This is a genomic window from Burkholderia sp. HI2500 (genome assembly GCF_002223055.1).
Taxonomy (GTDB): domain Bacteria; phylum Pseudomonadota; class Gammaproteobacteria; order Burkholderiales; family Burkholderiaceae; genus Burkholderia.
The window spans coordinates 1,136,168-1,161,144 of the sequence record NZ_NKFL01000004.1; the positions used below are offsets into that span (position 1 = coordinate 1,136,168).

Annotated in this window: 23 protein-coding genes and 1 tRNA gene; 18 read left to right on the forward strand and 6 right to left on the reverse strand. The window is 65.5% G+C overall.

Translation table 11 applies throughout. The annotated features are described in order from the left end of the window. Positions 1-12: 12 nt before the first annotated feature. From CFB45_RS07935 to wrbA, 3 genes are read right to left on the reverse strand one after another with little or no spacing between them, the layout of a single operon-like run. Complete coding sequence (locus tag CFB45_RS07935; protein WP_089425189.1) at positions 13-1,434, reverse strand: FAD-binding oxidoreductase; 1,422 nt, start codon at positions 1,432-1,434, stop codon at positions 13-15. Between the two features lie 18 nt (positions 1,435-1,452). Beyond that, positions 1,453-1,845: a DUF2069 domain-containing protein gene (locus tag CFB45_RS07940; RefSeq protein WP_089425190.1), complete on the reverse strand. Its 393-nt coding sequence runs from the start codon at positions 1,843-1,845 to the stop codon at positions 1,453-1,455. Next, positions 1,842-2,462, reverse strand: a complete 621-nt coding sequence (wrbA, locus tag CFB45_RS07945) for an NAD(P)H:quinone oxidoreductase (RefSeq protein ID WP_089425191.1) — start codon at positions 2,460-2,462, stop codon at positions 1,842-1,844. Before wrbA ends, CFB45_RS07940 begins: the two co-directional genes overlap by 4 nt. 145 nt (positions 2,463-2,607) lie before the next feature. On the opposite strand from wrbA, the gene CFB45_RS07950 reads away from it, so the two are divergent. Continuing rightward, on the forward strand, positions 2,608-3,939 hold the full coding sequence (locus CFB45_RS07950; protein ID WP_089425192.1) for a YihY family inner membrane protein: 1,332 nt from the start codon (positions 2,608-2,610) through the stop codon (positions 3,937-3,939). 18 nt (positions 3,940-3,957) lie between these two features. On the opposite strand, the gene CFB45_RS07955 is transcribed toward CFB45_RS07950, so the two are convergent. Further along, a complete protein-coding gene (locus CFB45_RS07955; RefSeq protein ID WP_039347312.1) occupies positions 3,958-4,275 on the reverse strand; it encodes an Mpo1-like protein in 318 nt (105 codons plus the stop codon). A 158-nt stretch (positions 4,276-4,433) separates the two neighbouring features. Between CFB45_RS07955 and CFB45_RS07960 the strand changes: the two genes are divergently transcribed. From CFB45_RS07960 to aroC, 3 genes are all read left to right on the forward strand, one after another. Then, a complete protein-coding gene (locus CFB45_RS07960) occupies positions 4,434-4,889 on the forward strand; it encodes a CBS domain-containing protein (protein WP_006755543.1) in 456 nt (151 codons plus the stop codon). 139 nt (positions 4,890-5,028) lie between these two features. Next, positions 5,029-6,963 (forward strand): MFS transporter, encoded by a 1,935-nt coding sequence (locus CFB45_RS07965; RefSeq protein WP_089425193.1) that lies wholly within the window; start codon positions 5,029-5,031, stop codon positions 6,961-6,963. A gap of 262 nt (positions 6,964-7,225) precedes the next feature. Next, complete coding sequence (aroC, locus tag CFB45_RS07970) at positions 7,226-8,326, forward strand: chorismate synthase (protein WP_089425194.1); 1,101 nt, start codon at positions 7,226-7,228, stop codon at positions 8,324-8,326. A gap of 136 nt (positions 8,327-8,462) precedes the next feature. On the opposite strand, the gene CFB45_RS07975 is transcribed toward aroC, so the two are convergent. Further along, positions 8,463-10,136, reverse strand: coding sequence for an electron transfer flavoprotein-ubiquinone oxidoreductase (locus CFB45_RS07975; RefSeq protein WP_089425195.1), 1,674 nt, complete (start codon positions 10,134-10,136; stop codon positions 8,463-8,465). Between the two features lie 178 nt (positions 10,137-10,314). Between CFB45_RS07975 and CFB45_RS07980 the strand changes: the two genes are divergently transcribed. Together CFB45_RS07980 and CFB45_RS07985 are read left to right on the forward strand one after the other, a co-directional pair. Further along, positions 10,315-11,097 carry an SDR family oxidoreductase gene (locus CFB45_RS07980; RefSeq protein WP_089425196.1) on the forward strand — a complete coding sequence of 261 codons (783 nt, stop codon included), beginning with the start codon at positions 10,315-10,317 and terminating at the stop codon, positions 11,095-11,097. A gap of 32 nt (positions 11,098-11,129) precedes the next feature. Then, positions 11,130-11,561 carry an acyl-CoA thioesterase gene (locus tag CFB45_RS07985; RefSeq protein WP_069247799.1) on the forward strand — a complete coding sequence of 144 codons (432 nt, stop codon included), beginning with the start codon at positions 11,130-11,132 and terminating at the stop codon, positions 11,559-11,561. A gap of 112 nt (positions 11,562-11,673) precedes the next feature. Here the strand turns inward: CFB45_RS07985 and CFB45_RS07990 are convergent, their stop codons facing one another. Further along, entirely contained in the window at positions 11,674-12,219 is a 546-nt protein-coding gene (locus CFB45_RS07990) for a LuxR C-terminal-related transcriptional regulator (RefSeq protein WP_089425197.1), read from the reverse strand. A gap of 224 nt (positions 12,220-12,443) precedes the next feature. Between CFB45_RS07990 and CFB45_RS07995 the strand changes: the two genes are divergently transcribed. The 12 genes from CFB45_RS07995 (at position 12,444) to pheT (ending at position 24,976) form a co-directional block, all read left to right on the forward strand. Next, on the forward strand, positions 12,444-13,148 hold the full coding sequence (locus tag CFB45_RS07995) for a CoA transferase subunit A (RefSeq protein ID WP_085038865.1): 705 nt from the start codon (positions 12,444-12,446) through the stop codon (positions 13,146-13,148). Position 13,149: 1 nt separating this feature from the next. Further along, positions 13,150-13,791 (forward strand): CoA transferase subunit B, encoded by a 642-nt coding sequence (locus CFB45_RS08000; protein ID WP_011351774.1) that lies wholly within the window; start codon positions 13,150-13,152, stop codon positions 13,789-13,791. Positions 13,792-13,990: 199 nt separating this feature from the next. Beyond that, positions 13,991-14,887 (forward strand): alpha/beta fold hydrolase, encoded by an 897-nt coding sequence (locus CFB45_RS08005; RefSeq protein ID WP_089425198.1) that lies wholly within the window; start codon positions 13,991-13,993, stop codon positions 14,885-14,887. An 80-nt stretch (positions 14,888-14,967) separates the two neighbouring features. Then, positions 14,968-15,321, forward strand: a complete 354-nt coding sequence (locus CFB45_RS08010; protein ID WP_069247804.1) for a RidA family protein — start codon at positions 14,968-14,970, stop codon at positions 15,319-15,321. 39 nt (positions 15,322-15,360) lie between these two features. Further along, a complete protein-coding gene (locus CFB45_RS08015) occupies positions 15,361-17,595 on the forward strand; it encodes a RelA/SpoT family protein (RefSeq protein WP_089425199.1) in 2,235 nt (744 codons plus the stop codon). Between the two features lie 87 nt (positions 17,596-17,682). Continuing rightward, positions 17,683-17,759: transfer RNA gene (locus CFB45_RS08020), tRNA-Val, on the forward strand. Between the two features lie 271 nt (positions 17,760-18,030). Continuing rightward, entirely contained in the window at positions 18,031-19,938 is a 1,908-nt protein-coding gene (gene thrS / locus CFB45_RS08030) for a threonine--tRNA ligase (RefSeq protein WP_089425200.1), read from the forward strand. Between the two features lie 49 nt (positions 19,939-19,987). Next, positions 19,988-20,512 (forward strand): translation initiation factor IF-3, encoded by a 525-nt coding sequence (gene infC, locus CFB45_RS08035; protein WP_071734130.1) that lies wholly within the window; start codon positions 19,988-19,990, stop codon positions 20,510-20,512. Between the two features lie 189 nt (positions 20,513-20,701). Further along, on the forward strand, positions 20,702-20,899 hold the full coding sequence (gene rpmI, locus CFB45_RS08040; RefSeq protein ID WP_004191477.1) for a 50S ribosomal protein L35: 198 nt from the start codon (positions 20,702-20,704) through the stop codon (positions 20,897-20,899). A 29-nt stretch (positions 20,900-20,928) separates the two neighbouring features. Beyond that, complete coding sequence (rplT, locus tag CFB45_RS08045; RefSeq protein WP_004192938.1) at positions 20,929-21,288, forward strand: 50S ribosomal protein L20; 360 nt, start codon at positions 20,929-20,931, stop codon at positions 21,286-21,288. Positions 21,289-21,436: 148 nt separating this feature from the next. After that, a complete protein-coding gene (gene pheS, locus CFB45_RS08050) occupies positions 21,437-22,450 on the forward strand; it encodes a phenylalanine--tRNA ligase subunit alpha (RefSeq protein ID WP_006486107.1) in 1,014 nt (337 codons plus the stop codon). A gap of 96 nt (positions 22,451-22,546) precedes the next feature. After that, entirely contained in the window at positions 22,547-24,976 is a 2,430-nt protein-coding gene (gene pheT / locus CFB45_RS08055) for a phenylalanine--tRNA ligase subunit beta (protein WP_089425201.1), read from the forward strand. Position 24,977: the final 1 nt, after the last annotated feature.

Genomic DNA, 24,977 nt, shown 5'->3' on the forward strand with positions numbered 1-24,977 from the left:
GAGTGGACGGCTTCAGCGCAGGACCTTGCCGGGATTCATCAGGCCGCGCGGATCGAGCGCGGTCTTCAGCGTGCGCATCAGCGTCGTTTCGACCGGCGACTTGTAACGCTGCGCGTCGTCGATCTTCAACTGGCCGATGCCGTGCTCCGCGCTGATCGTGCCGTGGTGGCGATGCACGTTGTCGTAGACGATCCGGTTGATCGGCGCCTGGAACGTGGCTAGGAACGCTTTCGGGTCGCCGCCTTCGGGCATCTGCACGTTGTAGTGGAGATTGCCGTCGCCGAGGTGACCGAACGTGACCATCCGCGCGCCCGGCGCGGCTTGCTGGATCGCCGCGTCGGTCTCGTCGATGAAGCGCGCGATCGACGAAATCGGCACCGCGATGTCGTGCTTGATGTTGAGCCCCTCGTCGGCCTGCGCGAGCGGGATGTGTTCACGCAGATCCCAGAACGCGCGCGACTGCGCGAGATTCTCCGCGACCACCGCGTCGACCACGAGCCCGGCCTCGAACGCTTCTTCCATCAGTTTCTCGAACAGCGCGCGCGCATGCGCTTCGCTTTCGTTGTCGGACAGTTCGAGCAGCACCGTCTGCGCATGCGTCTGCGCGAACGGGTAGCGCAGCTGCGGGTAGTGCTTGCCGACGAGCTGCATGCAGAAGTCCGACATCAGCTCGAAGCCGGTCAGCAGCGGCCCGGCCGCGCGCTGCGCGAGGGCGAGGAAATCGAGCGCCGCGTGCGGCGATTCGAGCGCGGCGAGGGCGGTGACCTGCGCGGCCGGCAGCGGATGCAGCTTCATCACGGCCGCCGTGATGATCCCGAGCGTGCCTTCCGCGCCGATGAACAGGTCGCGCAGGTCGTAGCCCGTATTGTCCTTGCGCAGCCCGCGCAGGCCGTCCCAGATTTCACCTTGCGGCGTCACGACCTCGAGCCCGAGACACAGCTCGCGCGCGTTGCCGTAGCGCAGCACCGCGGTGCCGCCCGCGTTGGTCGACAGGTTGCCGCCGATCGTGCAGCTGCCTTCCGCCGCGAGGCTCAGCGCGAACAGCCGGTCGCCTTCGCGGGCGCGCGCCTGCACGTCGGCGAGGATCACGCCGGCTTCGACGGTGATCGTGTTGTTGTGCGGATCGAGCGCGCGCACGCGGTTCAGGCGCGCGACGCTCAGCACGGCCTGGCTGCCGCTCGCGTCGGGCGTGGCGCCGCCGGCCAGGCCCGTGTTGCCGCCTTGCGGCACGAGCGCGATGCCGTGTGCGTTGGCCAGCTTGACGAGCGCGGCGACTTCGGCGGTGTTCGCGGGCTTCAGCACCGCGCACGCGGCACCCTTGTAGCGGCGGCGCCAGTCGGTCAGGAACGGTTCGGTGTCGTGCGGGTCGGTCAGCACATGATCGGCGCCGATCGCGTCACGGCACGCGGAAACGAAAGCTTCGGAGGACATCATCACCTTGTCGCGTAAGGGTCAGGACGCGGCGCGCGACTTTTTCGCCGCGCGCTTGAACGGCGCGACGTACGCCAGCGCCGCCACGAAGAAGACGACGGCGAGCGCGGTCTCGCACCAGCCGAGCGTCGCGGACAGCCCGCGATCGGACATGCCGCGCACGACGCCTTCGGCGAAATAGACGAGTATCAGCATGCTCGCCCACTGCATCGTATAGATGTTACGCCGCCAGACGCCGGGCAGCGCGAGCGCGAGCGGGATCGCCTTGAGCATCAGCGCGGAGCCGCCCGGGCGCAGCGGCGCGAGCCACAGCTCCCACGCGAGCGACAGCGCGATCAGTGCGACGAGGCACGCGGTGGCGACCAGCGCGTGGCGCGGCCGGGCCGCGACGGCGGGGCGGGCGGGGGCGTTCATGCGGTCTCGGCGGCCTGGGCGCTGGACAGGGCGGCCGCCGCGCGCGCGAGCCGCACGCCGAGCGCGGCCGCGAGCGCCTTTTCGTCTGCCGACAGCCCGGCGGCTGCCGAGCGATCGTGCTGCGCGACGTGCGACGCGCCGTACGGCGTACCGCCGGTGCGCGTCGTGGTGAGCGCGGATTCCGTGTACGGGATCCCGACGATCATCATCCCGTGATGGAGCAGCGGCAGCATCATCGACAGCAACGTCGATTCCTGGCCGCCGTGCAGGCTGCCCGTCGACGTGAACACGCAGGCCGGCTTGCCGGTCAGTGCGCCCGACAGCCATTGCGGTGTGGTGCCGTCGAGGAAATACTTGAGCGAGGCGGCCATGTTGCCGAAGCGGGTCGGCGAGCCGAGCGCGAGGCCCGCGCACTCCTCGAGATCCCGCAGTTCCGCGTACGGCGGGCCGTCGGCGGGGATGTCGGGGGCAGTGGCTTCGCAGACGGCCGACACGGGCGGCACGGTGCGGATGCGGGCCTGCATGCCCGGCACGCTGTCGATGCCGTTCGCGATCGCGAGCGCGAGATCGCGCGTGGCGCCGTGGCGGCTGTAATAGAGGACGAGGATGTCTTTCATGGGCGACGGAGCCGCGTGCGGCCGCGCGCGTGCCCGGTGCAGTCGGCCCCTGCTGGAATCGAGCGGCTATTATAGGGGCTGAAGCCGTCGCGCAGCGCGACGGCGGCGCGCCGTCGGGCGCGCGGCATCAAGAAGGAGAAGTCGTTTGCCGAAGTTGAGCGTCGATCTCGACACCATCAAGCGCCTCGCGCAGTTCGCGGCCCGGCGCAGCGCCGAGGATCGCATCCCGCAAGTGGCGGGCAGCCTCACGTTCACGACGATGCTGGCGCTCGTGCCGCTCGTGACGGTCGCGTTCGCGCTGTTCACCGCGTTCCCGATGTTCGCGTCGTTCCAGATCTCGCTGCAGGGGTTCCTCGCGGATCACCTGATGCCCGCGCAGTTCAACGTCCAGATCTTCAAGTACCTGAACCAGTTCGCGTCGAAGGCGAAGGGGCTGACGACGGCCGGCCTGATCGTGCTCGTCGTCACGTCGGTGATGACGATGATGACGATCGAATCGGCGTTCAACCTGATCTGGCGGGTGCGCAAGCCGCGGCCGTTCGCGCAGCGCGTGCTCGCGTACTGGGCGCTGATCACGCTCGGCCCGTTGCTGTTCGGCGTGAGCCTGTCGATCTCGTCGTACCTGTTCACGCAGTCGCTGGCGTTTACGGGCGCCGCGCCGTCCACGTCGATCGTCGAGTGGCTGCTCGCGCTCGTCTCGCTGCCGTTGACGGTGCTCGCGTTCACGCTGCTGTACGTGTACCTGCCGAACTGCACGGTTGCATGGCGCGACGCGGTGATCGGCGGGCTGTTCGCGGCCGTCGCGTTCGAGCTCGCGAAGCGCGGCTTCGGCTACTACGTGCGGCGTATTCCGACCTATACGGCCGTCTATGGCGCGTTCGCGGCGCTGCCCGTGTTCCTGTTGTGGGTGTACCTGAGCTGGTTCATCGCGTTGCTCGGCGCGATGGTGGCGTCCGCGCTGCCGGCGATCCGCGTCGGCCAGTTCCACCGCATCCACTACCCGGGCAGCGACCTGCTCGACGCGCTGGAAATGCTCGCGCGGCTGGCCGAGGCGCGCACGGCCGGCAAGCGCGGCTACACGGCGCTGCGGCTCGCGACCATGTTGCGCTGCGACATGGAAACCGCGCAGCGCCTGCTGACGACGATGGAGGAGCGGGAATGGATTGCGCGGCTCGACGGCGGCGGCGAGACCACGCCGCGCTACATCCTGCTCGCGAACCCGGAGCAGCTGACGCTTGCGCAGCTGTTTGACGTGCTGGTGATCGACCGCACGGAACTCACCTACCAGCTGCAGCGGCGCCGCAGCCACGTGGATGGTGCTGCGTTGCTCGCGGTGCTGTCGAGCGACCGCTTCGACGTGTCGCTCGCGACGCTGATCGCCGCGCACCGGCTCGCGGGTGCGCAGCCGACGGCGATGCCGGGGCAGGCGCCGGGCGCCGTGCCCGATCCGCACGCGCGGCCGCCGCGCCCCGCGTGAGCGGGGCGCCCGGCCGCGTCATAACGGAATCTTGCCCGTACAGATATCCTTGAACATCACCCAGTCGCCCATCAGGCTGTAGATCGGGTGCCGGAACGTGGCCGGGCGGTTCTTCTCGAAGAAGAAGTGTCCGACCCACGCGAACCCGTAGCCGCAGACGATCGCTGCCGGCAGCCACAGCCAGTCGCCGGTCGCGATCGCCATCGCGACGCAGCCGATCACGCCGAGCGAGCCGATGAAGTGCAGCCGCCGCGACGTCCGGTTCTGGTGTTCATTCAGGTAATACGGGTAGAAATCGGCGAAGCTGGCGAATTGCTCCGAATGCGTATGCGCCATGGACGTCTCCTCCGGCCGCTGTTCATGGGGCCATTGTGCTGCCGGCAGTCCGCTTCCGCAAGCGGGGGCGGCCCGCCGCAGCGGGCCCGCGCTTTCCTTTTGACAGGCTTTCCGATACGATCGAACGAGGTTTTGCATTCAAGCATGAGGGGACTACGATGCGCGTCAGCGATATTCTGAAAGTGAAGGGCAACACGCTGTTTACGGTGACGCCCGATAAGCCGCTGCGCGAAGCGGTCGATACGATGGCCGAACACGACATCGGTTCGCTCGTCGTGATGGAGTACGGCGATCTCGTCGGGATGCTGACGTTCCGCGAGATCATCCTGCGTCTGCACGTGAACGGCGGCGCGATCGGCGACGTGCAGGTGCGCAAGGTGATGGACGAGCCGCTCACGTGCACGCCGGAAACGGACGTCAACGAAGTGCGCCGGATGATGCTCGAGCGCCATGCGCGCTACATGCCGGTGCTCGACAAGAAGGTGCTGATGGGCGTCATTTCGTTCTACGACGTCGCGAAGACGGTCGTCGAGGCGCAGAGCTTCGAGAACCGGATGCTGAAGGCATACATCCGCGACTGGCCGGAATCGGAAGCCGAAGCGCACAAGTCGTGAACCATGCCGCGCCCGTCGCCGTCATGCGCGGGCGCCGCTACCCGGCACGCGGCGGCGCAGGTGGGTCCTGCGCCGCCTTTTTTTCAATGACCACACGAGGCCCGCGCAGCGCTGCCCAGACGGCGCGCGCGTATTCCGCATGAGCGATCAAACGCAAGCCACTTCCAGGCGGCGTGACGAACGGCGCGCGCACGCGTCGCAGTTCGACCTGCTGCGCGAGCGCCGTTTCGCGCCGTTCTTCACGACCCAGTTCCTCGGCGCGCTGAACGACAACGTCTTCAAGATCGGCTTCACGTCGCTCGTCACCTATCACACCGCGCGGTTCTCCGGCGTCGATGCGAAGACGGCGGCCTTCCTGATTTCCGCGATCTTCATCTTGCCGTTCGTGCTGTTCTCGGCGACGTCCGGCCAGATCGCCGACAAGTACGACAAGGCGACCCTCACGCGTTTCGTGAAGACCTTCGAGATCGTGCTGATGCTGGTCGGCGCGGCCGGTTTCGTCACGCACAGCGCGCCGCTGCTGTATCTGTGCACGTTCATGATGGGGATGCACTCGACGCTGTTCGGGCCCGTCAAGTATTCGTACCTGCCGCAGCATCTCGGCGAGCACGAGCTGGTCGGCGGCAACGGCCTCGTCGAGATGGGCACGTTCATCGCGATCCTGATCGGCACGATCATCGGCGGCGCGGCCGCGGGCATCGAAGGCAACGGCGAGCGCGTGCTCGCGGTGAGCGTCGTCGTCATCGCGCTCGCGGGGCGGTTCGTCGCGCAGCGCGTGCCGTCCACGACGGCGCCGCAGCCCGATCTCGTGATCAACTGGAATCCGGTCAGCGAGACCTGGCGCAACCTCGGGCTCGCCCGGCAGAATCGCACCGTGTTCCTGAGCCTGCTCGGCATCTCGTGGCTGTGGTTCGTCGGCGCGACGTTCCTCACGTCGTTCTTCAATTTCGCGAAGGACGTGCTGTCCGCCAGCCCCGACGTCGTCACGATCCTGCTCGCGACGTTCTCGGTCGGTATCGGCCTCGGCTCGCTGCTGTGCGAGCGCCTGTCGCAGCGGCGCGTCGAGATCGGTCTCGTGCCGCTCGGCTCGATCGGCATCAGCGTGTTCGCGATCGAGCTGTATTTCGCGAGCCATGCGCTGCCGTCGCCCGGCCATCTGCTGTCGGTCGGCGAGTTCCTGGCCGGCGCGCGCCACTGGCGCATCCTGGCGGACCTGTTCCTGCTCGCGATGTTCGGCGGCTTCTACAGCGTGCCGCTGTACGCGCTGATCCAGAGCCGCAGCGCCCCGACGCACCGTGCGCGGATCATCGCCGCGAACAACATCCTGAACGCGCTGTTCATGATCCTGTCGGCCGTGATGGCGATGGGGCTGACCAAGGCCGGCGTCGACATCCCGGGGCTGTTCCTCGTCACCGCGCTGCTGAACGTGATCGTCGCCGCGTATATCTATCTGCTCGTGCCCGAGTTCCTGCTGCGCTTCGTCGCATGGGTGCTCGTGCATACGTTCTACCGGATTCGCCTCGTGCACGCGGAGCGGATTCCGGCGGAAGGGGCGGCCGTGCTCGTGTGCAACCACGTCAGTTATGTCGATGCGCTCGTGCTGGCCGCCGCGAGCCCGCGCCCGATCCGTTTCGTGATGGACCACCGGATCTTCAAGACGCGCTTCGCGAGCTGGGTGTTCCGGCATGCGAAGGCGATCCCGATCGCGCCGCGCCACGAGGATCCCGCGATGCTCGCGCGTGCGTACGACGCATGCGAGGCCGCGCTGAAGGAAGGCGAACTCGTGTGCATCTTCCCGGAAGGCAAGCTGACGAAGACGGGCGACATCAACACGTTCCACCACGGCATCACGGAGATTCTGGGTCGCACGCCGGCGCCGGTGATCCCGATGGCGCTGCGCGGGCTGTGGGGCAGCTATTTTTCGCGGCATTCCGATGCGCGGATGCCGCGGCCCATCAAGCGCGGCGTGATGAGCCGGCTGACGCTGGCGGTCGGCGAGCCGATCCCGGCGTCGGTCGCGACACCCGAAGCGCTTCAGGCGGCAGTCACCGAACTGCGCGGCGCGCGGAAGTAGGCGGGGCGGGCCCGGCGGCGCCGCCCCGGGCCGTCATGGCCGCCGTGAACGGGCTTGTTCGACCGGAACGGCGCGGGTCCGCAATCGTCGCCCGGGCCGTTCCCGTGCCAGGCCGGTATGGTCCGAACGGTTCACACGGCCCGCGTGCCCGGGACGGCTGGCATAATAGCGGCTTACCTCTTTTCTCGACCGGCAAACGATCGACCTGCCTGCGGCCTGGGCAGCGCATCGGTTTGTCCATTTCTCTTTGGGCGGTTCCATCATGTCCGGCAATACCCTCGGCACGCTTTTCACTGTCACGACCTTCGGCGAATCGCACGGTCCCGCGATCGGCTGCGTGATCGACGGCTGCCCGCCGGGAATGGGGCTGACCGAAGCCGACATCCAGGTCGAACTCGATCGCCGCAAGCCCGGCACGTCGCGCCACGTGACGCAGCGGCAGGAGGCCGACGAGGTCGAGATCCTGTCGGGCGTGTTCGAAGGCGTGACGACCGGTACGCCGATCGCGCTGCTGATCCGCAACACCGACCAGCGCAGCAAGGACTACGGCAACATCGTCGAGACGTTCCGCCCCGGCCACGCCGACTATACCTACTGGCAGAAATACGGCATCCGCGACTATCGCGGCGGCGGCCGTTCGTCCGCGCGCCTGACCGCGCCGATCGTCGGCGCGGGTGCGGTCGCGAAGAAGTGGCTGCGCGAGCGCTTCGGCGTCGAGGTGCGCGGCTACATGAGCGGCCTCGGGGAGATCGACGTGCCGTTCGTCGACTGGTCGCACGTGCACGAGAATCCGTTCTTCTCGCCGAATGCGGCCGTCGTGCCGGAGCTCGAGGCGTACATGGATGCGCTGCGCAAGGATGGTGATTCGATCGGCGCGCGCATCGACGTCGTCGCATCGGGTGTGCCGGTCGGCTGGGGTGAGCCGGTGTTCGACCGTCTCGATGCGGACATCGCAAAGGCGATGATGAGCATCAACGCGGTGAAGGGCGTCGAGATCGGCGCGGGCTTCGACAGCGTCGCGCAGCGCGGCTCGGTGCACGGCGACGAGCTGACGCCGGGCGGTTTCGTCGGCAACCATGCGGGCGGCGTGCTCGGCGGGATTTCGACGGGGCAGGACATCACCGTGTCGATCGCGATCAAGCCGACGTCGAGCATCCGCACGCCGCGCCGTTCGATCACGAAGGCCGGTGAGGAAGCGACGGTGGAAACGTTCGGCCGCCACGATCCTTGCGTCGGCATTCGTGCGACGCCGATCGCGGAGTCGATGCTCGCGCTGGTGCTGATCGACCATGCATTGCGCCATCGCGCGCAGTGCGGCGATGTAGAGACGCCGACGCCGAAGATCGCGGGCAGCGCGACCTGACGCGAGCGGGCGGGGCGCAGCGCGTCTCGCCGCCAGTTGCGCGGAGCATGCAAAACGGGGCGCTGCATCAAGCAGCGCCCCGTTTCGTTTGCGGCAACCCAAAAAGCGCGCCGCGCGTGGCGGCGCATTCCGGCAATTACATGTTTGGGTAGTTCGGCCCGCCACCGCCTTCCGGCGTGACCCACACGATGTTCTGCGTCGGGTCCTTGATGTCGCAGGTCTTGCAGTGCACGCAGTTCTGCGCGTTGATCACCAGGCGATCGCTGCCGTCGTCGTTCTTCACGAACTCATACACGGCCGCCGGGCAGAAGCGCCCCTCCGGCCCCGCGTACGTGCGCAGGTTCACGTTCACCGGCACGTTCGCATCCTTCAGCGTCAGGTGCGCGGGCTGGTTCTCTTCGTGGTTCGTGTTCGAGATGAACACCGACGAGAGGCGATCGAACGTCAGCTTGCCGTCCGGCTTCGGATACTCGATCGGCTGGCATTGCGACGCCGGCTTCAGCATCTCGTGGTCCGCATGCTTGTGATGCAGCGTCCACGGCACGTTGCCGCCCATCACCTTCTGCTCGAGCCCGACCATCAGCGTGCCGAGGTACAGGCCCTTCGCCATCCACTGCTTGAAGTTGCGCGCGCGGTACAGCTCCGTGTAAAGCCACGATTGCTTGAAGGCGTCCGGGTATGCGTTGAGCTCGTCCGACTGGCGGCCGGCCTGCACCGCGTCGAACGCGGCGTCGGCCGCCAGCATGCCGGTCTTGATCGCCGCGTGGCTGCCCTTGATCCGCGACGCGTTCAGGAAGCCCGCGTCGTCGCCGATCAGCGCGCCGCCCGGGAACACCGTCTTCGGCAGCGACAGCAGCCCGCCGGCCGTGATCGCGCGCGCGCCGTACGACACGCGCTTGCCGCCTTCCAGGAACGCGCGGATCGACGGGTGCGTCTTGTAGCGCTGGAATTCCTCGAACGGCGACAGGTACGGGTTCGTGTAGCCGAGGCCCACCACGAAGCCGACCACGACCTGGTTGTTGTCCATGTGATACAGGAACGAGCCGCCGTACGTATCCGACTTCAGCGGCCAGCCGGCCGTGTGGATCACGAGGCCCGGCTTGTGCTTGGCCGGATCGATCTCCCACAGTTCCTTGATGCCGATCCCGTAGGCCTGCGGATCCGCATTCGCGTCGAGCTTGAACTTCGAGATCAGCTGGCGGCCCAGATGGCCGCGGCAGCCTTCGGCGAACAGCGTGTACTTCGCGTGCAGCTCCATGCCGAGCTGGAAGTTCTCGGTCGGCTCGCCGTCCTTGCCCACGCCCATATTGCCGGTCGCGACGCCCTTCACGGAGCCGTCGTCGTTGTACAGGATCTCGGCGGCCGGGAAGCCGGGGAAGATCTCGACGCCCAGCGCTTCGGCCTGTGCCCCAAGCCAGCGCGTGACGTTGCCCAGCGAAATGACGTAGTTGCCGTGGTTCTGGAAGTTGGCGGGCAGCGCCCAGTTCGGCGTGGTGACCGCGCTCTTCTCGGACAGGAACAGGAAGCGGTCTTCCGTCACCTCGACGTCGAGCGGCGCGCCGCGTTCCTTCCAGTCGGGGAACAGTTCGTTGATCGCGCGCGGGTCCATCACCGCGCCCGACAGGATGTGCGCGCCGATCTCGGAACCCTTCTCGAGCACGCACACGCCGATCTCGGTGCCTTTCTCGGCGGCCAGCTGCTTGAGCCGGATCGCCGCCGACAGCCCGGCGGGGCCGCCGCCGACGATCACGACGTCGTATTCCATCGATTCGCGCGGGCCGTATTGCTCGATGAGGCTTGCGGGGGTCATTGGCGTTCCTCTAACCGTTAGAATGCTTTTATTCGGGAGCGTATTGTCTGCGAAACGAAACGCTTGCCGCAACAGCATGCGGCTAGATTAGCACGATCGTTCTATTTTCGTGCTAGGGTAATGCCGCTCGAACCATGTTGCTCGTGGCGGCGAAACGATATCGAAAGGGGAAGTGCAAATGGGTCGGTCGATCAATCTGGAAGGCAAGGTTGCGCTGGTCACGGGCGCGTCGAGCGGCCTCGGGCAGCGCTTTGCGCAGGTGCTGTCGCAGGCCGGTGCGAAGGTCGTGCTCGCGAGCCGTCGGGTCGAGCGCCTGAAGGAGCTGCGTGCCGAGATCGAGGCGGCGGGCGGCGCCGCGCACGTCGTGTCGCTCGACGTCACCGACGTCCAGAGCATCAAGGCGGCGGTCGCGCACGCGGAGACGGAAGCCGGTACGATCGACATCCTCGTGAACAATTCGGGCGTCTCGACGATGCAGAAGCTCGTCGACGTGACGCCGGCGGATTTCGAGTTCGTATTCGACACCAACACGCGCGGTGCGTTTTTCGTCGCGCAGGAAGTCGCGAAGCGGATGATCATGCGCGCGAACGGAAGCGGCAACGGCAAGCCGCCGTGCCGGATCATCAACATCGCGTCGGTGGCCGGGCTGCGCGTGTTTCCGCAGATCGGGCTGTTCGCGATGAGCAAGGCCGCAGTCGTGCAGATGACGCGCGCGATGGCGCTCGAGTGGGGGCGCCACGGGATCAACGTCAACGCGATCTGTCCGGGCTATATCGATACCGAAATCAATCATTATCTGTGGGAAACCGAGCAGGGCCAGAAGCTGCAGTCGATGCTGCCGCGCCGGCGCGTCGGCAAGCCGCAGGATCTCGACGGGCTGTTGTTGCTGCTCGCGGCCGACGAGTCGCAGTTCATCAATGGCTCGATTATCTCCGCCGACGACGGCTTCGGCCTCGCCTGAGCGGACGACATACCGCAACAAAGAAGACTGCAATGAGTGATTATTCCCCCGTTTTTGAGATGTCGATGCCGATCCGCTGGGGCGACATGGACGCGTTCGGCCATGTGAACAACACGGTCTATTTCCGCTACATGGAGCAGGCGCGGATCTCGTGGTTCGAGGAGCTCGGCATCGCCGGCGGCAACGGCGAGGGGCAGGGGCCTGTCATCGTCACGGCGTCGATGGAATTTCTCAAGCAGCTGCACTATCCGGGCGACGTGATTGCGAAGATGTCGGCTGCGAAACCCGGCCGCAGCAGCTTCGATACCGGTTTCGAGCTGACGCGCGCCGACGATCCGCAGCATGTCTATGCGCGCGGCAATGCGCGCTGCGTGTGGGTCGACTACGCGCTCGGCAAGTCGGTGCCGCTGCCCCAGTTGCTGCGCGACACGATCGAGCGCGCGCTCGCGGCGAAGGTCGGCTGAGCGTCGGGTCGGCGAGTCCGGGCCGGCACAAGGTCGCCGGGGCGTCACGCCATACCCGTTGTTTCCCGAATCGGCCGCCCGGTGCGGCCGATTGTCATCCGGGCGCCGACACTCACTGCCCGAGCAGGCGCTGCAGCAGCTCCGGTGTATTGTTGGTCCCGTACTTGCGCATCAGCCGTGCACGGTAGATGTCGACCGTGCGCGAGCTGATGTCGAGCACGCGCCCGATCTGCTTGCTGGTCTTGCCGGTCGCGAGCTGCGCGGCGATCTCGCGCTCGCGCGGGGTCAGTTCGACGGCGACCCGGCGCGTCGCGCTCAAATCCTCGAAGGTCCACACGCCCGCCGCAAGCGGGGCGGTGCGGTCGATCGCACGGCCGGTGACGTGGCACCAGAACAGCTCGCCGTCCGCCCGCTTCATGATTCTGTCATCCGAGTAGATGCCGTTCGCGGCCATCACGCGCGCGATACGTTCGCCGATGCGCTGGAATTCGTCCGTCGACGGGTAGAGCACCTCGTACGATTTCCCGATCAGGTCGGCCCGCGCGCAGCGGAAGATCGACGCGAGCGCGTCGTTGCAGTCCTCGATCACGCGGTCGCGCGACAGCACGAGGCCGAGCGGCGCGAGGTGGAAGGCAGTCTGGTAATCGAGAGCGGGCATGGCGCAGGCAAGCGGAGGCAAACGCTTATGTATTTTTGCGTATTGTGCCGCATCCGCGCCGCATCGTACCCTTTCAGGCATCTCGTGGCGGTCTGCCGCGGTATAAAAAACAGCGCGCCTCGACGCAGGCCTCGCCGTGCATGCATAGAATGATGCGGCGGGCTTGCGGGCCACGTGGGCGCGTGAACCGGTTTCGCTGGTTTCCATAGAGGAAGGGACAACTGATGAACAAAGTCTATCCAAGCGCGGCTGCCGCGCTGGAAGGGATCGTCCGCGACGGACAGACCTTCGCGGTGGGCGGCTTCGGCCTGTGCGGGATTCCCGAGGCGCTGATCGCGGCGTTGCGCGATACGGCCGTCAAGGGCATCACCTGCATCAGCAACAACGCGGGCGTCGACGGTTTCGGCCTCGGCCTGCTGCTGGAAACGCGCCAGATCAAGAAGATGATCTCGTCGTACGTCGGCGAGAACAAGGAGTTCGAGCGCCAGTACCTGGCCGGCGAACTCGAGCTCGAATTCACGCCGCAAGGCACGCTCGCCGAGAAGCTGCGCGCGGGCGGTGCGGGCATCCCGGCGTTCTTCACGAACACGGGCTACGGCACCGTGATCGCGGAAGGCAAGGAAACGCGCCAGTTCGGCGATCGCCACTACGTGCTCGAGCCGTCGCTGACGGCCGATGTCGCGCTCGTGAAGGCCTGGAAGGCCGACAAGTCCGGCAACCTGATCTTTCGCCGCACCGCGCGCAACTTCAACCCGATGTGCGCGATGGCCGGCAAGATCACCGTCGCCGAGGTCGAGGAGATCGTCGAGAACGGCGAACTCGATCCCGACCACATCCACACGCCGGGGATTTTCGTGCAACGCATCGTGCTGAACGCGACGCCCGAAAAACGCATCGAACAACGCGTCGTACGCGCGAAAGGAGACTGACATGGCCTGGAATCGTGACCAGATGGCCGCGCGCGCGGCGAAGGAATTGCAGGACGGCTTCTACGTGAACCTCGGCATCGGCTTGCCGACGCTCGTTGCGAACCACGTGCCGGAAGGTGTCGAGGTGTGGCTGCAATCGGAGAACGGCCTGCTCGGCATCGGCCCGTCGCCGACCGAAGACGAAGTCGACGCCGATCTCATCAACGCCGGCAAGCAGACCGTCACGACGCTGCCGGGCTCGTCGATCTTCTCGTCGGCCGATTCGTTCGCGATGATCCGCGGCGGCCACATCAACCTGGCGATCCTCGGCGCAATGCAGGTCAGCAAGCAGGGCGACCTCGCGAACTGGATGATCCCCGGCAAGATGATCAAGGGGATGGGCGGCGCGATGGATCTCGTCGCCGGCGTGAAGCGCGTCGTCGTGCTGATGGAGCATGTCGCGAAGGGCGACCAGCACAAGATCCTCGAGGAATGCAACCTGCCGCTGACGGGCGTCGGCGTGGTCGACCTGATCATCACCGATCTCGGCGTGATCGAAGTGACGCCGTCCGGCCTGAAGGTGCTTGAACTCGCCGACGGCGTGAGCGCCGACGAGATCCAGGCGAAGACGGGCGCGCCGCTCGACATCAGCGCGGTCGCATAAGGTTCTGCGCGTACGCGCAGCTTCGACGCCCCGCATGCCGGACGACGGCATGCGGGGCGTTTGTCATGGTGTCCTCGGTCAGGCCGATCGTCGGATGCCCGACGAGCGGACCCGTGCGGCTGAAGCGGTTTACAATCGTTTGCATCGGGCGTCGCAAGCGTTGCCCTGCGCGTCGCCCCCGTTCGACAGGATGCCAACGATGCCAACGACCCCAGCGAATTCCCAGGTTCCTCGCCAGCGGCGCGTGCAGTGTGCGAGCGCTGCCGGCCTTCACCACGTCGCCTATACCGAGTGGGGCGATCCCGCCAACCCGCGCGTGCTGGTCTGCGTGCACGGGTTGACCCGTTCCGGGCGCGATTTCGACCGGCTCGCCGCGGCGCTGTCCGACACGTATCGCGTCGTCTGCCCCGATGTCGTCGGGCGCGGCCAGTCGGACTGGCTGGCCGATCCGCGGCTCTATGCGATCCCGCAATACGTGTCCGACATGGTGACGCTGATCGCGCGGCTCGACGTCGAATCGGTCGACTGGTTCGGCACGTCGATGGGCGGGTTGATCGGCATGGCGTTCGCGGGGCTACCGGGTTCGCCGCTGCGCCGGATGATCGTCAATGACGTCGGCCCGCGCATCGAACCCGAGTCGCTCACGCGCATCGGTGAATATCTCGGCGTGCAGCCGCGCTTTGCGACCCGGCAGGAGGGCATCGACTATCTGACGTCGCTGTCGCTGCCGTTCGGGGCGCTGACCGCCGACGAGTGGAGCGAGATCAACGGGCCGCTGCTGCGCGAGCTGCCCGAAGGGGGCTGGACGGTTCGCTACGATCCGCGCATCGCCGAACCGTTCAAGGCGACGACGCCCGAATTGGCGGCGCTCGGCGAGGCTGCGCTGTGGCACGCGATCGAGACGACGAACGCGTCGCTGCTCGTCGTGCGTGGCGAGACGTCCGACCTGCTGTCGCGCGAGACGGTGGCCGAGATGGAGCGTCGCGGCCGGCATGTGACGCACGCCGAGATCCCAGGGGCGGGCCACGCGCCGGCGTTCATCGACGCAAGCCAGATTGCGCTCGCGCGGCGGTTTTTCGTCGAAGGCGATGCATAAACGCGTCATAATATGCGGTTCGGCGGCACGCGGGCCGTGCCGCCGCCCGAATCTCCATCCACTCACGACCGGAACATTCCATGGCAGTCATTCGTCACCACGTCGGGGCCCGTCTCTCCGAAACCGCGATTCACAACGGTACCGTGTATCTGGCCGGCCAGATCGCCGAAGACACCACCCAGGACATCAGGGGCCAGACGCGCGAAGTGCTCGGCCACATCGATCGCCTGCTCGCCGAAGCGAACAGCGACAAGGCGCATCTGCTGTCGGTTCAGATCTACATCTCGGATCTGGCGAACTTCGAAGGCATGAATGCGGAGTGGGACGCATGGGTCGCGCACGGCAACACGCCGCCGCGCGCCACCGTCGAGGCGAAGCTCGCGGATCCGGCACTGCTCGTCGAGATCGTGGTCGTCGCTGCGCAGCGGAGCTGAACGCAACCCGACGATGATCGCATTCCGCCAGGCCGAGCAATGACCGAGTCCGTTTCCGCCTCCCCCGTCGCGGCGCCGTCGTTCGACGACGTGCTCGCGTTCGTGCGCGAGCGGGCCGGCGACGTGCGCCTGTCGTCGGGCGAACTGCTCGCCGATCACTCGGCCGGCACGGCGTCGATCATGCGCACGCTGAATGTCGATCCGTCCGCGATGCAGGCGGCCGCGCTGTTCGTGCTGACGCCGCACCTGAGCGACCCCGAGCGCGAGCTCACCGAGCGGTTCGGCGACGAAGTGGCGCGGCTCGTGTCCGACGTGCGCAAGCTGTTGCGGCTCGGTACCGTCAGCCTGCGTGCCGCGCAGAACGCGGGGGCCGACGCGGGGCGCGATGCGGCCGAAGAGCGGCGCACGCAGATCGAGGCGCTGCGCAAGATGCTGCTGGCGTTCGCGCAAGACATCCGCGTGGTGCTGATCCGGCTCGCGTCGCGCTTGCAGTCGCTGCGCTACTACGCGGCCGCGAAGATCGACCCGCCGCCCGACGTCGCGCGCGAGACGCTCGAGATCTATGCGCCGCTCGCGAACCGTCTCGGCATCTGGCAATTGAAGTGGGAGCTCGAGGATCTCGCGTTCCGTTTCGAGGATCCCGTCACCTACAAGCGGATCGCGAAGCTGCTCGACGAGAAGCGCATCGAGCGCGAAGCGTACGTCAAGCAGGCGATCGACCGGTTGCAGCAAGAGCTGGCGGATGCGCACATCCAGGCCGACGTGAGCGGCCGGCCGAAGCATATCTACAGCATCTGGCGCAAGATGCGCGGCAAGGAACTCGACTTCTCCGAGCTGTACGACGTGCGCGCGTTTCGCGTGATCGTGCCGGACATCAAGGATTGCTACGCGGTGCTCGGCATCGTGCATCACCTGTGGCAGCCGGTGCCGAAGGAATTCGACGACTACATCTCGCGGCCGAAGCCGAACGGCTACAAGTCGCTGCACACGGTCGTGATCGGCGACGATGGCCGCGCGTTCGAAGTGCAGATCCGCACGCAGGAGATGCACCGCTTCGCCGAGTACGGCGTCGCCGCGCACTGGCGCTACAAGGAAGCCGGCGCGCGCGGCTACGGTGGCCAGTTCTCGGCAAGCGACAAGTACGACGAGAAGATTGCATGGCTGCGCCAGCTGCTTGCGTGGAAGGATGACGTCGAGGACGGCGCGGAACAGTCGGGCGACAAGGCGTGGGCGCAATTGCGCGAGACGTCGCTCGACGACGATCACATCTACGTGCTGACGCCGCAGGCGCGCGTGATCGCGTTGCCGCAGGGCGCGACGCCGGTCGATTTCGCATACCACCTGCACAGCGAGCTTGGCCATCGCTGCCGTGGCGCACGTGTCGACGGCGCGATGGTGCCGCTCAATACGCCGCTCGCAAACGGCCAGACGGTCGAGATCGTCGCGGTGAAGGAGGGCGGCCCGTCGCGCGACTGGCTGAACCTGCAGCTCGGCTATATGAAGAGCCCGCGCGCGCGTCAGAAGGTGCGGGCGTGGTTCAACTCGATCGAGCAGGAAGAAAACGTCGCGCATGGCCGCGCGCTCGTCGAAAAGACGCTGCAACGCGAGGGCAAGACGTCGGTCAGCCTGGACAATCTCGCCGCGAAGCTCGGCTTCAAGTCGCCCGAGGAGTTGTTCTCGGTCGTCGGCAAGGAAGAGTTCAGCCTGCGCAATGTCGAGCACGCGCTGTCCGATGCGCCGCCGCCCGAACCGGCGCCCGAGGCGCCTGCCGATTTCGAGAAGCGCAGCAGCGGCGCGAGCGTGGCGCATGGCGCGTCGACCGGTGTGCTGGTCGTGGGCGTCGACGCGCTGCTGACCCAGCTCGCGCGCTGCTGCCGTCCGGCGCCGCCCGATCCGATCAGCGGTTTCGTCACGCGCGGCAAGGGGATGTCGATCCACCGCACCGATTGCCCGACGTTCCGCCGGATGGTCGAGCGCGCGCCGGAGCGCGTGCTGCAGACGACCTGGTCGGCCGACGTGCTCGGCGGGCGCGGTGCGTCCGTCTATCCGGTCGACCTGATGATCGAGGCGAGCGACCGGCAAGGGTTGCTGCGCGACATCTCCGAAGTGTTCGCGCGCGAGAAGATGAACGTGGTGGGCGTGAAGACGCAGAGCCGCCGCAATGCGGCATTCATGCAGTTCACGGTCGAGGTGTCGAACTCGGCGCAGGTGCAGCGCGCGTGCACGCTGCTCGGCGAGGTGCAGGGCGTCGTGCGGGCGGGGCGGAAGGCCTGATGTGGGGTTCGAACACCGTTATTTTGCTGCGACCGCATAAAAATACTTGCCAAGCGGGTAGCGGCTCCATATAATCTTAGCTTCACTAGGCTCGTAGCTCAGCTGGTTAGAGCACCACCTTGACATGGTGGGGGTCGTTGGTTCGAGTCCAATCGAGCCTACCAACGAATTGAGAATGCCCGGTCTCCGGGTGTTCGATGCAGCAAATAACTCAACGCGAACAAGGCGAATACGGTTATGACACCGCGAACGTTGACCGAAACCTTTTCGGAGCGACGCTAGTCGAGGAACCCTTTCGCCCTTTCAGTTTGAGTGAAGTATCGAATGCGGCCCCTCGAAAGCGGGGCCGCATTTTTTTTGTCGCGACATTTTCCCGCGTGATTTTTATATCGCGTACCTGGTCTGCCGCCCACTGTCGGCATCACGGAGATTGCTATGGTTTCGATACGCTTGCCTGACGGCTCAGTTCGACAATACGAGCATCCGGTGACAGTTGCCGAGGTTGCAGCCTCGATCGGTCCCGGCCTTGCGAAAGCTGCGCTTGGTGGCAAGCTCGATGGCGAGCTCGTCGATACGTCGGCCGTGATCGACCGCGACGCATCGCTCGCGATCGTGACCGACAAGGACGCCGACGGTCTCGACATCATCCGTCACTCGACGGCGCACTTGCTCGCGTACGCGGTGAAGGAACTGTACCCGGACGCGCAGGTGACGATCGGCCCGGTGATCGACAACGGTTTCTATTACGACTTCTCGTACAACCGCCCGTTTACGCCCGAAGATCTGGAGAAGATCGAAAAGCGCATGCAGGAGCTCGTGAAGAAGGACGAGCCCGTGACGCGTCGTGTCGTGTCGCGTGACGAAGCGGCGGGCTACTTCCGCAGCATCGGCGAGAAGTACAAGGCCGAGATCATCGAGTCGATTCCGCAAAGCGACGAAATCAAGCTGTATTCGCACGGCGGCTTTACCGATCTGTGCCGTGGCCCGCACGTGCCGTCCACCGGCAAGCTGAAGGTCTTCAAGCTGATGAAGGTCGCGGGCGCGTACTGGCGCGGCGATTCGAAGAACGAGCAGCTGCAGCGCATCTACGGCACGGCCTGGACGAAGAAGGAAGACCAGGACCAGTACCTGCACATGCTCGAGGAAGCGGAAAAGCGCGACCACCGCAAGCTCGGCAAGCAGCTTGACCTGTTCCACATGCAGGAAGAGTCGCCGGGCATGGTGTTCTGGCATCCGAAGGGCTGGGCGCTGTGGCAGCAGGTCGAGCAGTACATGCGCCGCCGCGTGAACGAAGCCGGCTACCTCGAGATCAAGACGCCGATGATCATGGACCGCTCGCTGTGGGAAGCGTCGGGTCACTGGCAGAACTACCGCGAGAACATGTTCACGACGGAGTCGGAGAAGCGCGACTACGCGATCAAGCCGATGAACTGCCCGGGCCACGTCCAGGTGTTCAAGCACGGCCTGCGCTCGTACCGCGACCTGCCGCTGCGTTACGCGGAATTCGGTTCGTGCCACCGCAACGAGGCGTCGGGCGCGCTGCACGGCCTGATGCGCGTGCGCGGCTTCGTGCAGGACGATGCACACATCTTCTGTACGGAAGACCAGTTCATCTCGGAATCGATCGCGTTCAACACGCTGGCGATGAGCGTGTACAAGGACTTCGGTTTCGACCACATCGACATCAAGCTGTCGCTGCGCCCGGAGCAGCGCGCCGGTACGGACGAGACCTGGGATCGCGCCGAGCAGGGCCTGCGCGACGCGCTGACGGCGTGCGGCCTCACGTGGGAAGAGCTGCCGGGTGAAGGCGCGTTCTACGGTCCGAAGATCGAGTACCACATCAAGGATGCGCTCGGCCGTTCGTGGCAGTGCGGCACGCTGCAGCTCGACATGGTGCTGCCGGAGCGCCTCGGCGCCGAATATGTCGCGGATGACAGCAGCCGTCGCCGTCCGGTGATGCTGCACCGTGCGATCGTCGGTTCGATGGAGCGTTTCCTCGGCATTTTGATCGAGCACCACGCTGGTGCGATGCCGGCCTGGCTCGCGCCGTTCCAGGCAGTTGTGCTCAATATCGCCGAAAGTCAGGCCGAATATGCGCAATCTCTGGCCCAAACGTTGCAAAAACAAGGGGTTAGAGTGACGGCCGATTTGCGCAATGAGAAGATTAGCTATAAAATACGCGAGCACACGCTGGAAAAGGTGCCTTATCTCCTCGTCGTGGGGGATAAGGAGCGTGATGCGCAAACGGTAGCCGTGCGTGCCCGTGGCGGCGTCGATCTTGGCGTGATGCCGGTCGAAGCCTTCGTTGAGCGTCTGCAGGAAGACCTGCGCTCGTTCAAGTAACCGCCCTGGCAGCGCGGCTCGTTTTTTTAATTTTTAGAGGAAACGTAACATCGCTACTGATAAGTCGTCGCACCGCATCAACGGTGAAATCACTGCGCCGGAAGTGCGCCTGGTCGGGATCGAGAACGAACCGCTCGGTATCGTAAAACTCGCTGATGCTTTCCGTAAATCGGAAGAACTGGATGTTGACCTGGTGGAAATCGCGCCGCAAGCGGTTCCCCCGGTTTGCCGTCTGATGGATTACGGCAAGTTCAAGTACCAGGAGTCGAAGAAGCAGCACGAAGCGAAGCTGAAGCAGAAGGTCATCCAGGTCAAGGAAGTCAAGTTCCGCCCGGGTACCGATGACGGTGACTACAACGTCAAGCTCCGCAATCTCGTGCGCTTCCTCGAAGAAGGCGACAAGACGAAGATCACGTTGCGTTTCCGCGGCCGCGAAATGGCTCACCAGGAAATCGGTATGCGGATGCTTGAGCGTCTGCGCACGGATCTCGAGGAAGTCGGCCAGGTCGAGCAGATGCCGAAGATGGAAGGGCGCCAGATGATCATGGTGCTCTCGCCGAAGAAAAAGAAGTAACGAGCCCGCGCGCGTCGCGCGCAGGTTCGCAGAGGTTCGGCGCGTTGCCCGGTCAGGGCGGCGCGCCAACAATGACGGCGGCTGCGCAAGCGGTTCGCCGTACACAAGTGGACTGGGTTTCGAAGGGCGGGTCCAGGGCGCAAGCCAACCGCACACCCATCGCCATCTAATAAACTGGAGTTGTTCGTCATGCCTAAGATGAAGACCAAGAAGAGTGCTGCAAAGCGCTTCGTGGTGCGTCCGGGCGGTACCGTCAAGCGCGGTCAAGCCTTCAAGCGTCACATCCTGACCAAGAAAACCACGAAGAACAAGCGTCACCTGCGCGGCGCAACGGCAGTTCATGATTCCGATCTGAACTCCGTCCGCGCGATGCTGCCGTTCGCGTAACCCCTAACTGATACTCTAAGGAGAGAAACATGCCTCGAGTCAAACGTGGGGTAACCGCACGGGCCCGCCACAAGAAGATCATCAACCTGGCCAAGGGTTATCGCGGCCGCCGCAATAACGTCTACCGCATCGCCAAGCAGGCGGTGATGCGCGCTGGTCAGTACGCGTACCGCGATCGCCGCAACAAGAAGCGTGTGTTCCGCGCACTGTGGATCACGCGTATCAACGCGGCAGTTCGCCAGCACGACATGACCTACAGCGTGTTCATCAACGGCCTGAAGAAGGCGTCGATCGAACTCGACCGTAAGGTTCTGGCCGACATGGCGGTGTTCGACAAGGCTGCTTTTGCTGCGATCGTCAAGCAGGTGAAAGCCGCCGTTGCAGCCTAATTGCGAAATTAGCACTGCGTGGTTAGTTGCAGCGAGGTTCCGGTAGTCTCGGCCGCTGCAGCGAAAACGGGGCTCTTCCGAGCCCCTTTTTTGTTTGGTGGGCGATTTCGCTCGCCAAGACCGAATGACGTTGGAAATGATGGGATCTATGGATCTGGACCAGATTGTCGCCGACGCGCAGCAGTCCTTCGAACAGGCTGCCGACATCACCACGCTCGAAAACGAGAAAGCACGATTTCTCGGCAAGTCGGGTGCGCTGACCGAGTTGCTGAAGGGCCTCGGCAAGCTCGATCCCGAAGCACGCAAGACCGAAGGCGCACGCATCAACGTCGCGAAGCAGCAGGTTGAAGCCGCGCTGACCGCCCGTCGCCAGGCACTGGCCGACGCGCTGCTGAATCAGCGCCTCACTGCCGAGGCGATCGACGTGACGTTGCCTGGCCGCGGCGCCGGTGCAGGCAGCCTGCACCCCGTGATGCGCACGTGGGAGCGTGTCGAACAGATTTTCGGCTCGATCGGTTTCGATGTGGCCGACGGCCCCGAAATCGAGACCGACTGGTACAACTTCACGTCGCTGAACAGCCCGGAGAACCATCCGGCGCGTTCGATGCAGGACACCTTCTACGTCGAAGGCAAGGATGCCGACGGCCGCCAGCTGCTGCTGCGCACGCACACGAGCCCGATGCAGGTGCGTTACGCGCGCATGAACCGTCCGCCGATCAAGGTGATCGCGCCGGGCCGCACGTATCGCGTCGACAGCGATGCGACCCACTCGCCGATGTTCAATCAGGTCGAGGGGCTGTGGATCGACGAAAACATCAGCTTCGCCGACCTCAAGGGCGTCTATACCGACTTCCTGAAAAAATTCTTCGAGCGCGACGACATTCTCGTGCGCTTCCGTCCGTCGTATTTCCCGTTCACGGAACCGTCGGCCGAGATCGACATGATGTTCGAGCAAGGCAAGAACGCCGGCAAGTGGCTCGAGATCTCCGGTTCGGGGCAGGTGCATCCGACCGTGATTCGCAACATGGGCCTCGATCCCGAGCGCTACATCGGCTTTGCGTTCGGCAGCGGCCTCGAGCGCCTGACGATGCTGCGCTACGGCGTCCAGGATCTCCGGCTGTTCTTCGAGAACGACCTGCGTTTCCTGCGCCAGTTCGCGTAACGCCGCGCGCCGCGCCGACCTGTGCCCGTGCACGCCCCGACGGACGTTTCCGAGGGGCCCGGGCGTCGATCTAACCTGTTTCGAACGTAGACATCCATGCAATTCCCTGAATCCTGGTTGAGAACCTTTGTCGACCCGCAGCTGACGACCGACGAACTGTCGCACGCGCTGACGATGGCGGGGCTCGAAGTCGAATCGCTGAGCAAGGCTGCGCCGCCGACGTCGAAGATCGTCGTCGGCCGCGTGCTCGAAGTCGTCAAGCATCCGGATGCGGACAAGCTCAATGTCTGCCAGGTCGACGCCGGCACCGGCGCGACGCTGAATATCGTCTGCGGCGCACCGAACGTCGCTCCTGGCATCAAGGTACCGGTCGCGCTGGTCGGTGCGGAACTGCCGCCGGCAGAAGAGGGCGGCAAGCCGTTCGCGATCAAGCTGTCGAAGCTGCGCGGCGTGGAGAGCCAGGGGATGCTGTGCTCGGCGCGCGAGCTGAAGCTGTCCGAGGATCACAGCGGCCTGCTGGTGTTGCCGGAAGACACGCCGGTCGGCCAGGACATCCGCGAGACGCTCAATCTCGACGACACGATCTTCGAAATCAAGCTGACGCCGAACAAGGCCGACTGCCTGTCCGTGTTCGGCATCGCACGCGAGACGGCTGCGATCACCGGCGCACCGCTGACGCCGGTCGACATCCGCCCGGTGCGCGCCGAGCTCGACGAGACGCTGCCGGTGCGCATTGCCGCGCCCGATCTGTGCGGCCGCTTCTCGGGTCGCGTGATCCGCGGCGTGAACGCGCATGCGAAGACCCCGCAGTGGATGGTCGAGCGCCTCGAGCGTTCCGGCCAGCGCAGCGTGTCGGCGCTCGTCGACATCTCGAACTACGTGATGTTCGAGCTCGGCCGTCCGTCGCACGTGTTCGATCTCGACAAGATCCACGGCGGCATCGAGGTGCGCTGGGGCAAGCGCGGCGAATCGCTGAAGCTGCTCAACGGCAACACGGTCGAACTCGACGAAACGGTCGGCGTGATTTCGGACGACCGTCAGGTCGAAAGCCTGGCCGGCATCATGGGCGGTGACAGCACGGCCGTCACGCTCGATACGACCAACATCTACCTGGAAGCCGCATTCTGGTGGCCGGACAGCATCCGCGGCCGCGCGCGCAAGTACAACTTCTCGACCGATGCGGCGCATCGCTTCGAGCGCGGCGTCGACTACGCGACGACCGTCGAGCACGTCGAGCGCATCACGCAACTGATTCTCGAGATCTGCGGCGGCAAGGCCGGCCCGGTCGACGATCAGTCCGTGAACCTGCCGCAGCGCGCGCCGGTGAAGATGCGCGTATCGCGCGCGAACCGCATCATCGGCGTGCAGATCGGCGCCGACGAGATCGCCAGCATCTTCACGCGCCTCGGGCTGCCGTTCGAGCGTGAAGACGACGCGTTCCTCGTCACGCCGCCGTCGCATCGCTTCGACATCGAGATCGAGGAAGACCTGATCGAGGAAGTTGCGCGCATCTACGGCTTCGAAAAGATCCCGGCGCGTCCGCCGGTCGCGACGAGCGAAATGCGCGCGACCAACGAGACGCGTCGCTCGATCCACGACATCCGCCACGCGCTGGCCGCGCGCGACTACGCGGAAACCGTCAACTTCAGCTTCGTCGATGCGGAGTGGGAGCAGGATTTCGCGGGCAACGACCAACCCATCCGTCTGCTGAACCCGATCGCGAGCCAGCTGTCGGTGATGCGCACGACGCTGTTCGGCAGCCTGATTTCCGTGCTGCGCCACAACCTGAACCGCCGCGCGGATCGCGTGCGCGTGTTCGAGGCTGGCCGCGTGTTCCTCACCGATACGGCGGCGAAGGCCGGCGAGCTGACGGTCGAGGGCTACGTGCAGCCGAAGCGCGTCGGTGCGCTTGCCTACGGTCCGGCGCTCGACGAGCAATGGGGCACGGCGACCCGCGCGGTCGATTTCTTCGACGTGAAGGGCGATCTCGAAGTACTGCTCGCGCCCGCAACCGCACGCTTCGTGAAGGCAGAGCATCCGGCCCTCCATCCGGGCCGCAGCGCGCGCATCGAAGTCGATGGCCGTGCGGTCGGCTGGATCGGCGAGCTGCACCCGCGCCTGATGCAGAAGTACGAGCTGCCGCACGCGCCGGTGATGTTCGAGGTCGACGCGGACGCGCTGATTGCACGTGCGTTGCCCGCGCCGACCGACGTATCGAAATTCCCGCCGGTTCGTCGCGATATCGCCGTTGTCGTCGATCAGGCGGTCGAGGTTCAGGCACTTTTCGACGAAATGAAGAAGGCGCTTGCCGAAGAGGCCTGCCGATTCGTTCAGAAGGTTGTACTCTTCGACGAATTTCGTGCAAAATCAAATACTTCCGGTGGTCTTGCCGCGCACGAGAAGAGCCTTGCCTTCCGCGTGACGCTGCAGGACGCGGCTGGCACGCTACAGGACGAGGTCGTCGATCAGGCGATCCAGACGCTGGTCGAGCGGATGGCTCGTGCCGGTGCGCGCCTGCGCGGCTAAG

Bases quoted from the DNA above. Each gene is read 5' to 3' on its own strand.
- CFB45_RS07935 (WP_089425189.1), bottom strand. From the start codon at position 1,434: ATGATGTCCTCCGAAGCTTTCGTTTCCGCGTGCCGTGACGCGATCGGC.
- CFB45_RS07940 (WP_089425190.1), bottom strand. From the start codon at position 1,845: ATGAACGCCCCCGCCCGCCCCGCCGTCGCGGCCCGGCCGCGCCACGCG.
- wrbA (WP_089425191.1), bottom strand. From the start codon at position 2,462: ATGAAAGACATCCTCGTCCTCTATTACAGCCGCCACGGCGCCACGCGC.
- CFB45_RS07955 (WP_039347312.1), bottom strand. From the start codon at position 4,275: ATGGCGCATACGCATTCGGAGCAATTCGCCAGCTTCGCCGATTTCTAC.
- CFB45_RS07960 (WP_006755543.1), top strand. From the start codon at position 4,434: ATGCGCGTCAGCGATATTCTGAAAGTGAAGGGCAACACGCTGTTTACG.
- CFB45_RS07965 (WP_089425193.1), top strand. From the start codon at position 5,029: ATGAGCGATCAAACGCAAGCCACTTCCAGGCGGCGTGACGAACGGCGC.
- aroC (WP_089425194.1), top strand. From the start codon at position 7,226: ATGTCCGGCAATACCCTCGGCACGCTTTTCACTGTCACGACCTTCGGC.
- CFB45_RS07975 (WP_089425195.1), bottom strand. From the start codon at position 10,136: ATGACCCCCGCAAGCCTCATCGAGCAATACGGCCCGCGCGAATCGATG.
- CFB45_RS07980 (WP_089425196.1), top strand. From the start codon at position 10,315: ATGGGTCGGTCGATCAATCTGGAAGGCAAGGTTGCGCTGGTCACGGGC.
- CFB45_RS07985 (WP_069247799.1), top strand. From the start codon at position 11,130: ATGAGTGATTATTCCCCCGTTTTTGAGATGTCGATGCCGATCCGCTGG.
- CFB45_RS07990 (WP_089425197.1), bottom strand. From the start codon at position 12,219: ATGCCCGCTCTCGATTACCAGACTGCCTTCCACCTCGCGCCGCTCGGC.
- CFB45_RS07995 (WP_085038865.1), top strand. From the start codon at position 12,444: ATGAACAAAGTCTATCCAAGCGCGGCTGCCGCGCTGGAAGGGATCGTC.
- CFB45_RS08000 (WP_011351774.1), top strand. From the start codon at position 13,150: ATGGCCTGGAATCGTGACCAGATGGCCGCGCGCGCGGCGAAGGAATTG.
- CFB45_RS08005 (WP_089425198.1), top strand. From the start codon at position 13,991: ATGCCAACGACCCCAGCGAATTCCCAGGTTCCTCGCCAGCGGCGCGTG.
- CFB45_RS08010 (WP_069247804.1), top strand. From the start codon at position 14,968: ATGGCAGTCATTCGTCACCACGTCGGGGCCCGTCTCTCCGAAACCGCG.
- CFB45_RS08015 (WP_089425199.1), top strand. From the start codon at position 15,361: ATGACCGAGTCCGTTTCCGCCTCCCCCGTCGCGGCGCCGTCGTTCGAC.
- thrS (WP_089425200.1), top strand. From the start codon at position 18,031: ATGGTTTCGATACGCTTGCCTGACGGCTCAGTTCGACAATACGAGCAT.
- rpmI (WP_004191477.1), top strand. From the start codon at position 20,702: ATGCCTAAGATGAAGACCAAGAAGAGTGCTGCAAAGCGCTTCGTGGTG.
- rplT (WP_004192938.1), top strand. From the start codon at position 20,929: ATGCCTCGAGTCAAACGTGGGGTAACCGCACGGGCCCGCCACAAGAAG.
- pheS (WP_006486107.1), top strand. From the start codon at position 21,437: ATGGATCTGGACCAGATTGTCGCCGACGCGCAGCAGTCCTTCGAACAG.
- pheT (WP_089425201.1), top strand. From the start codon at position 22,547: ATGCAATTCCCTGAATCCTGGTTGAGAACCTTTGTCGACCCGCAGCTG.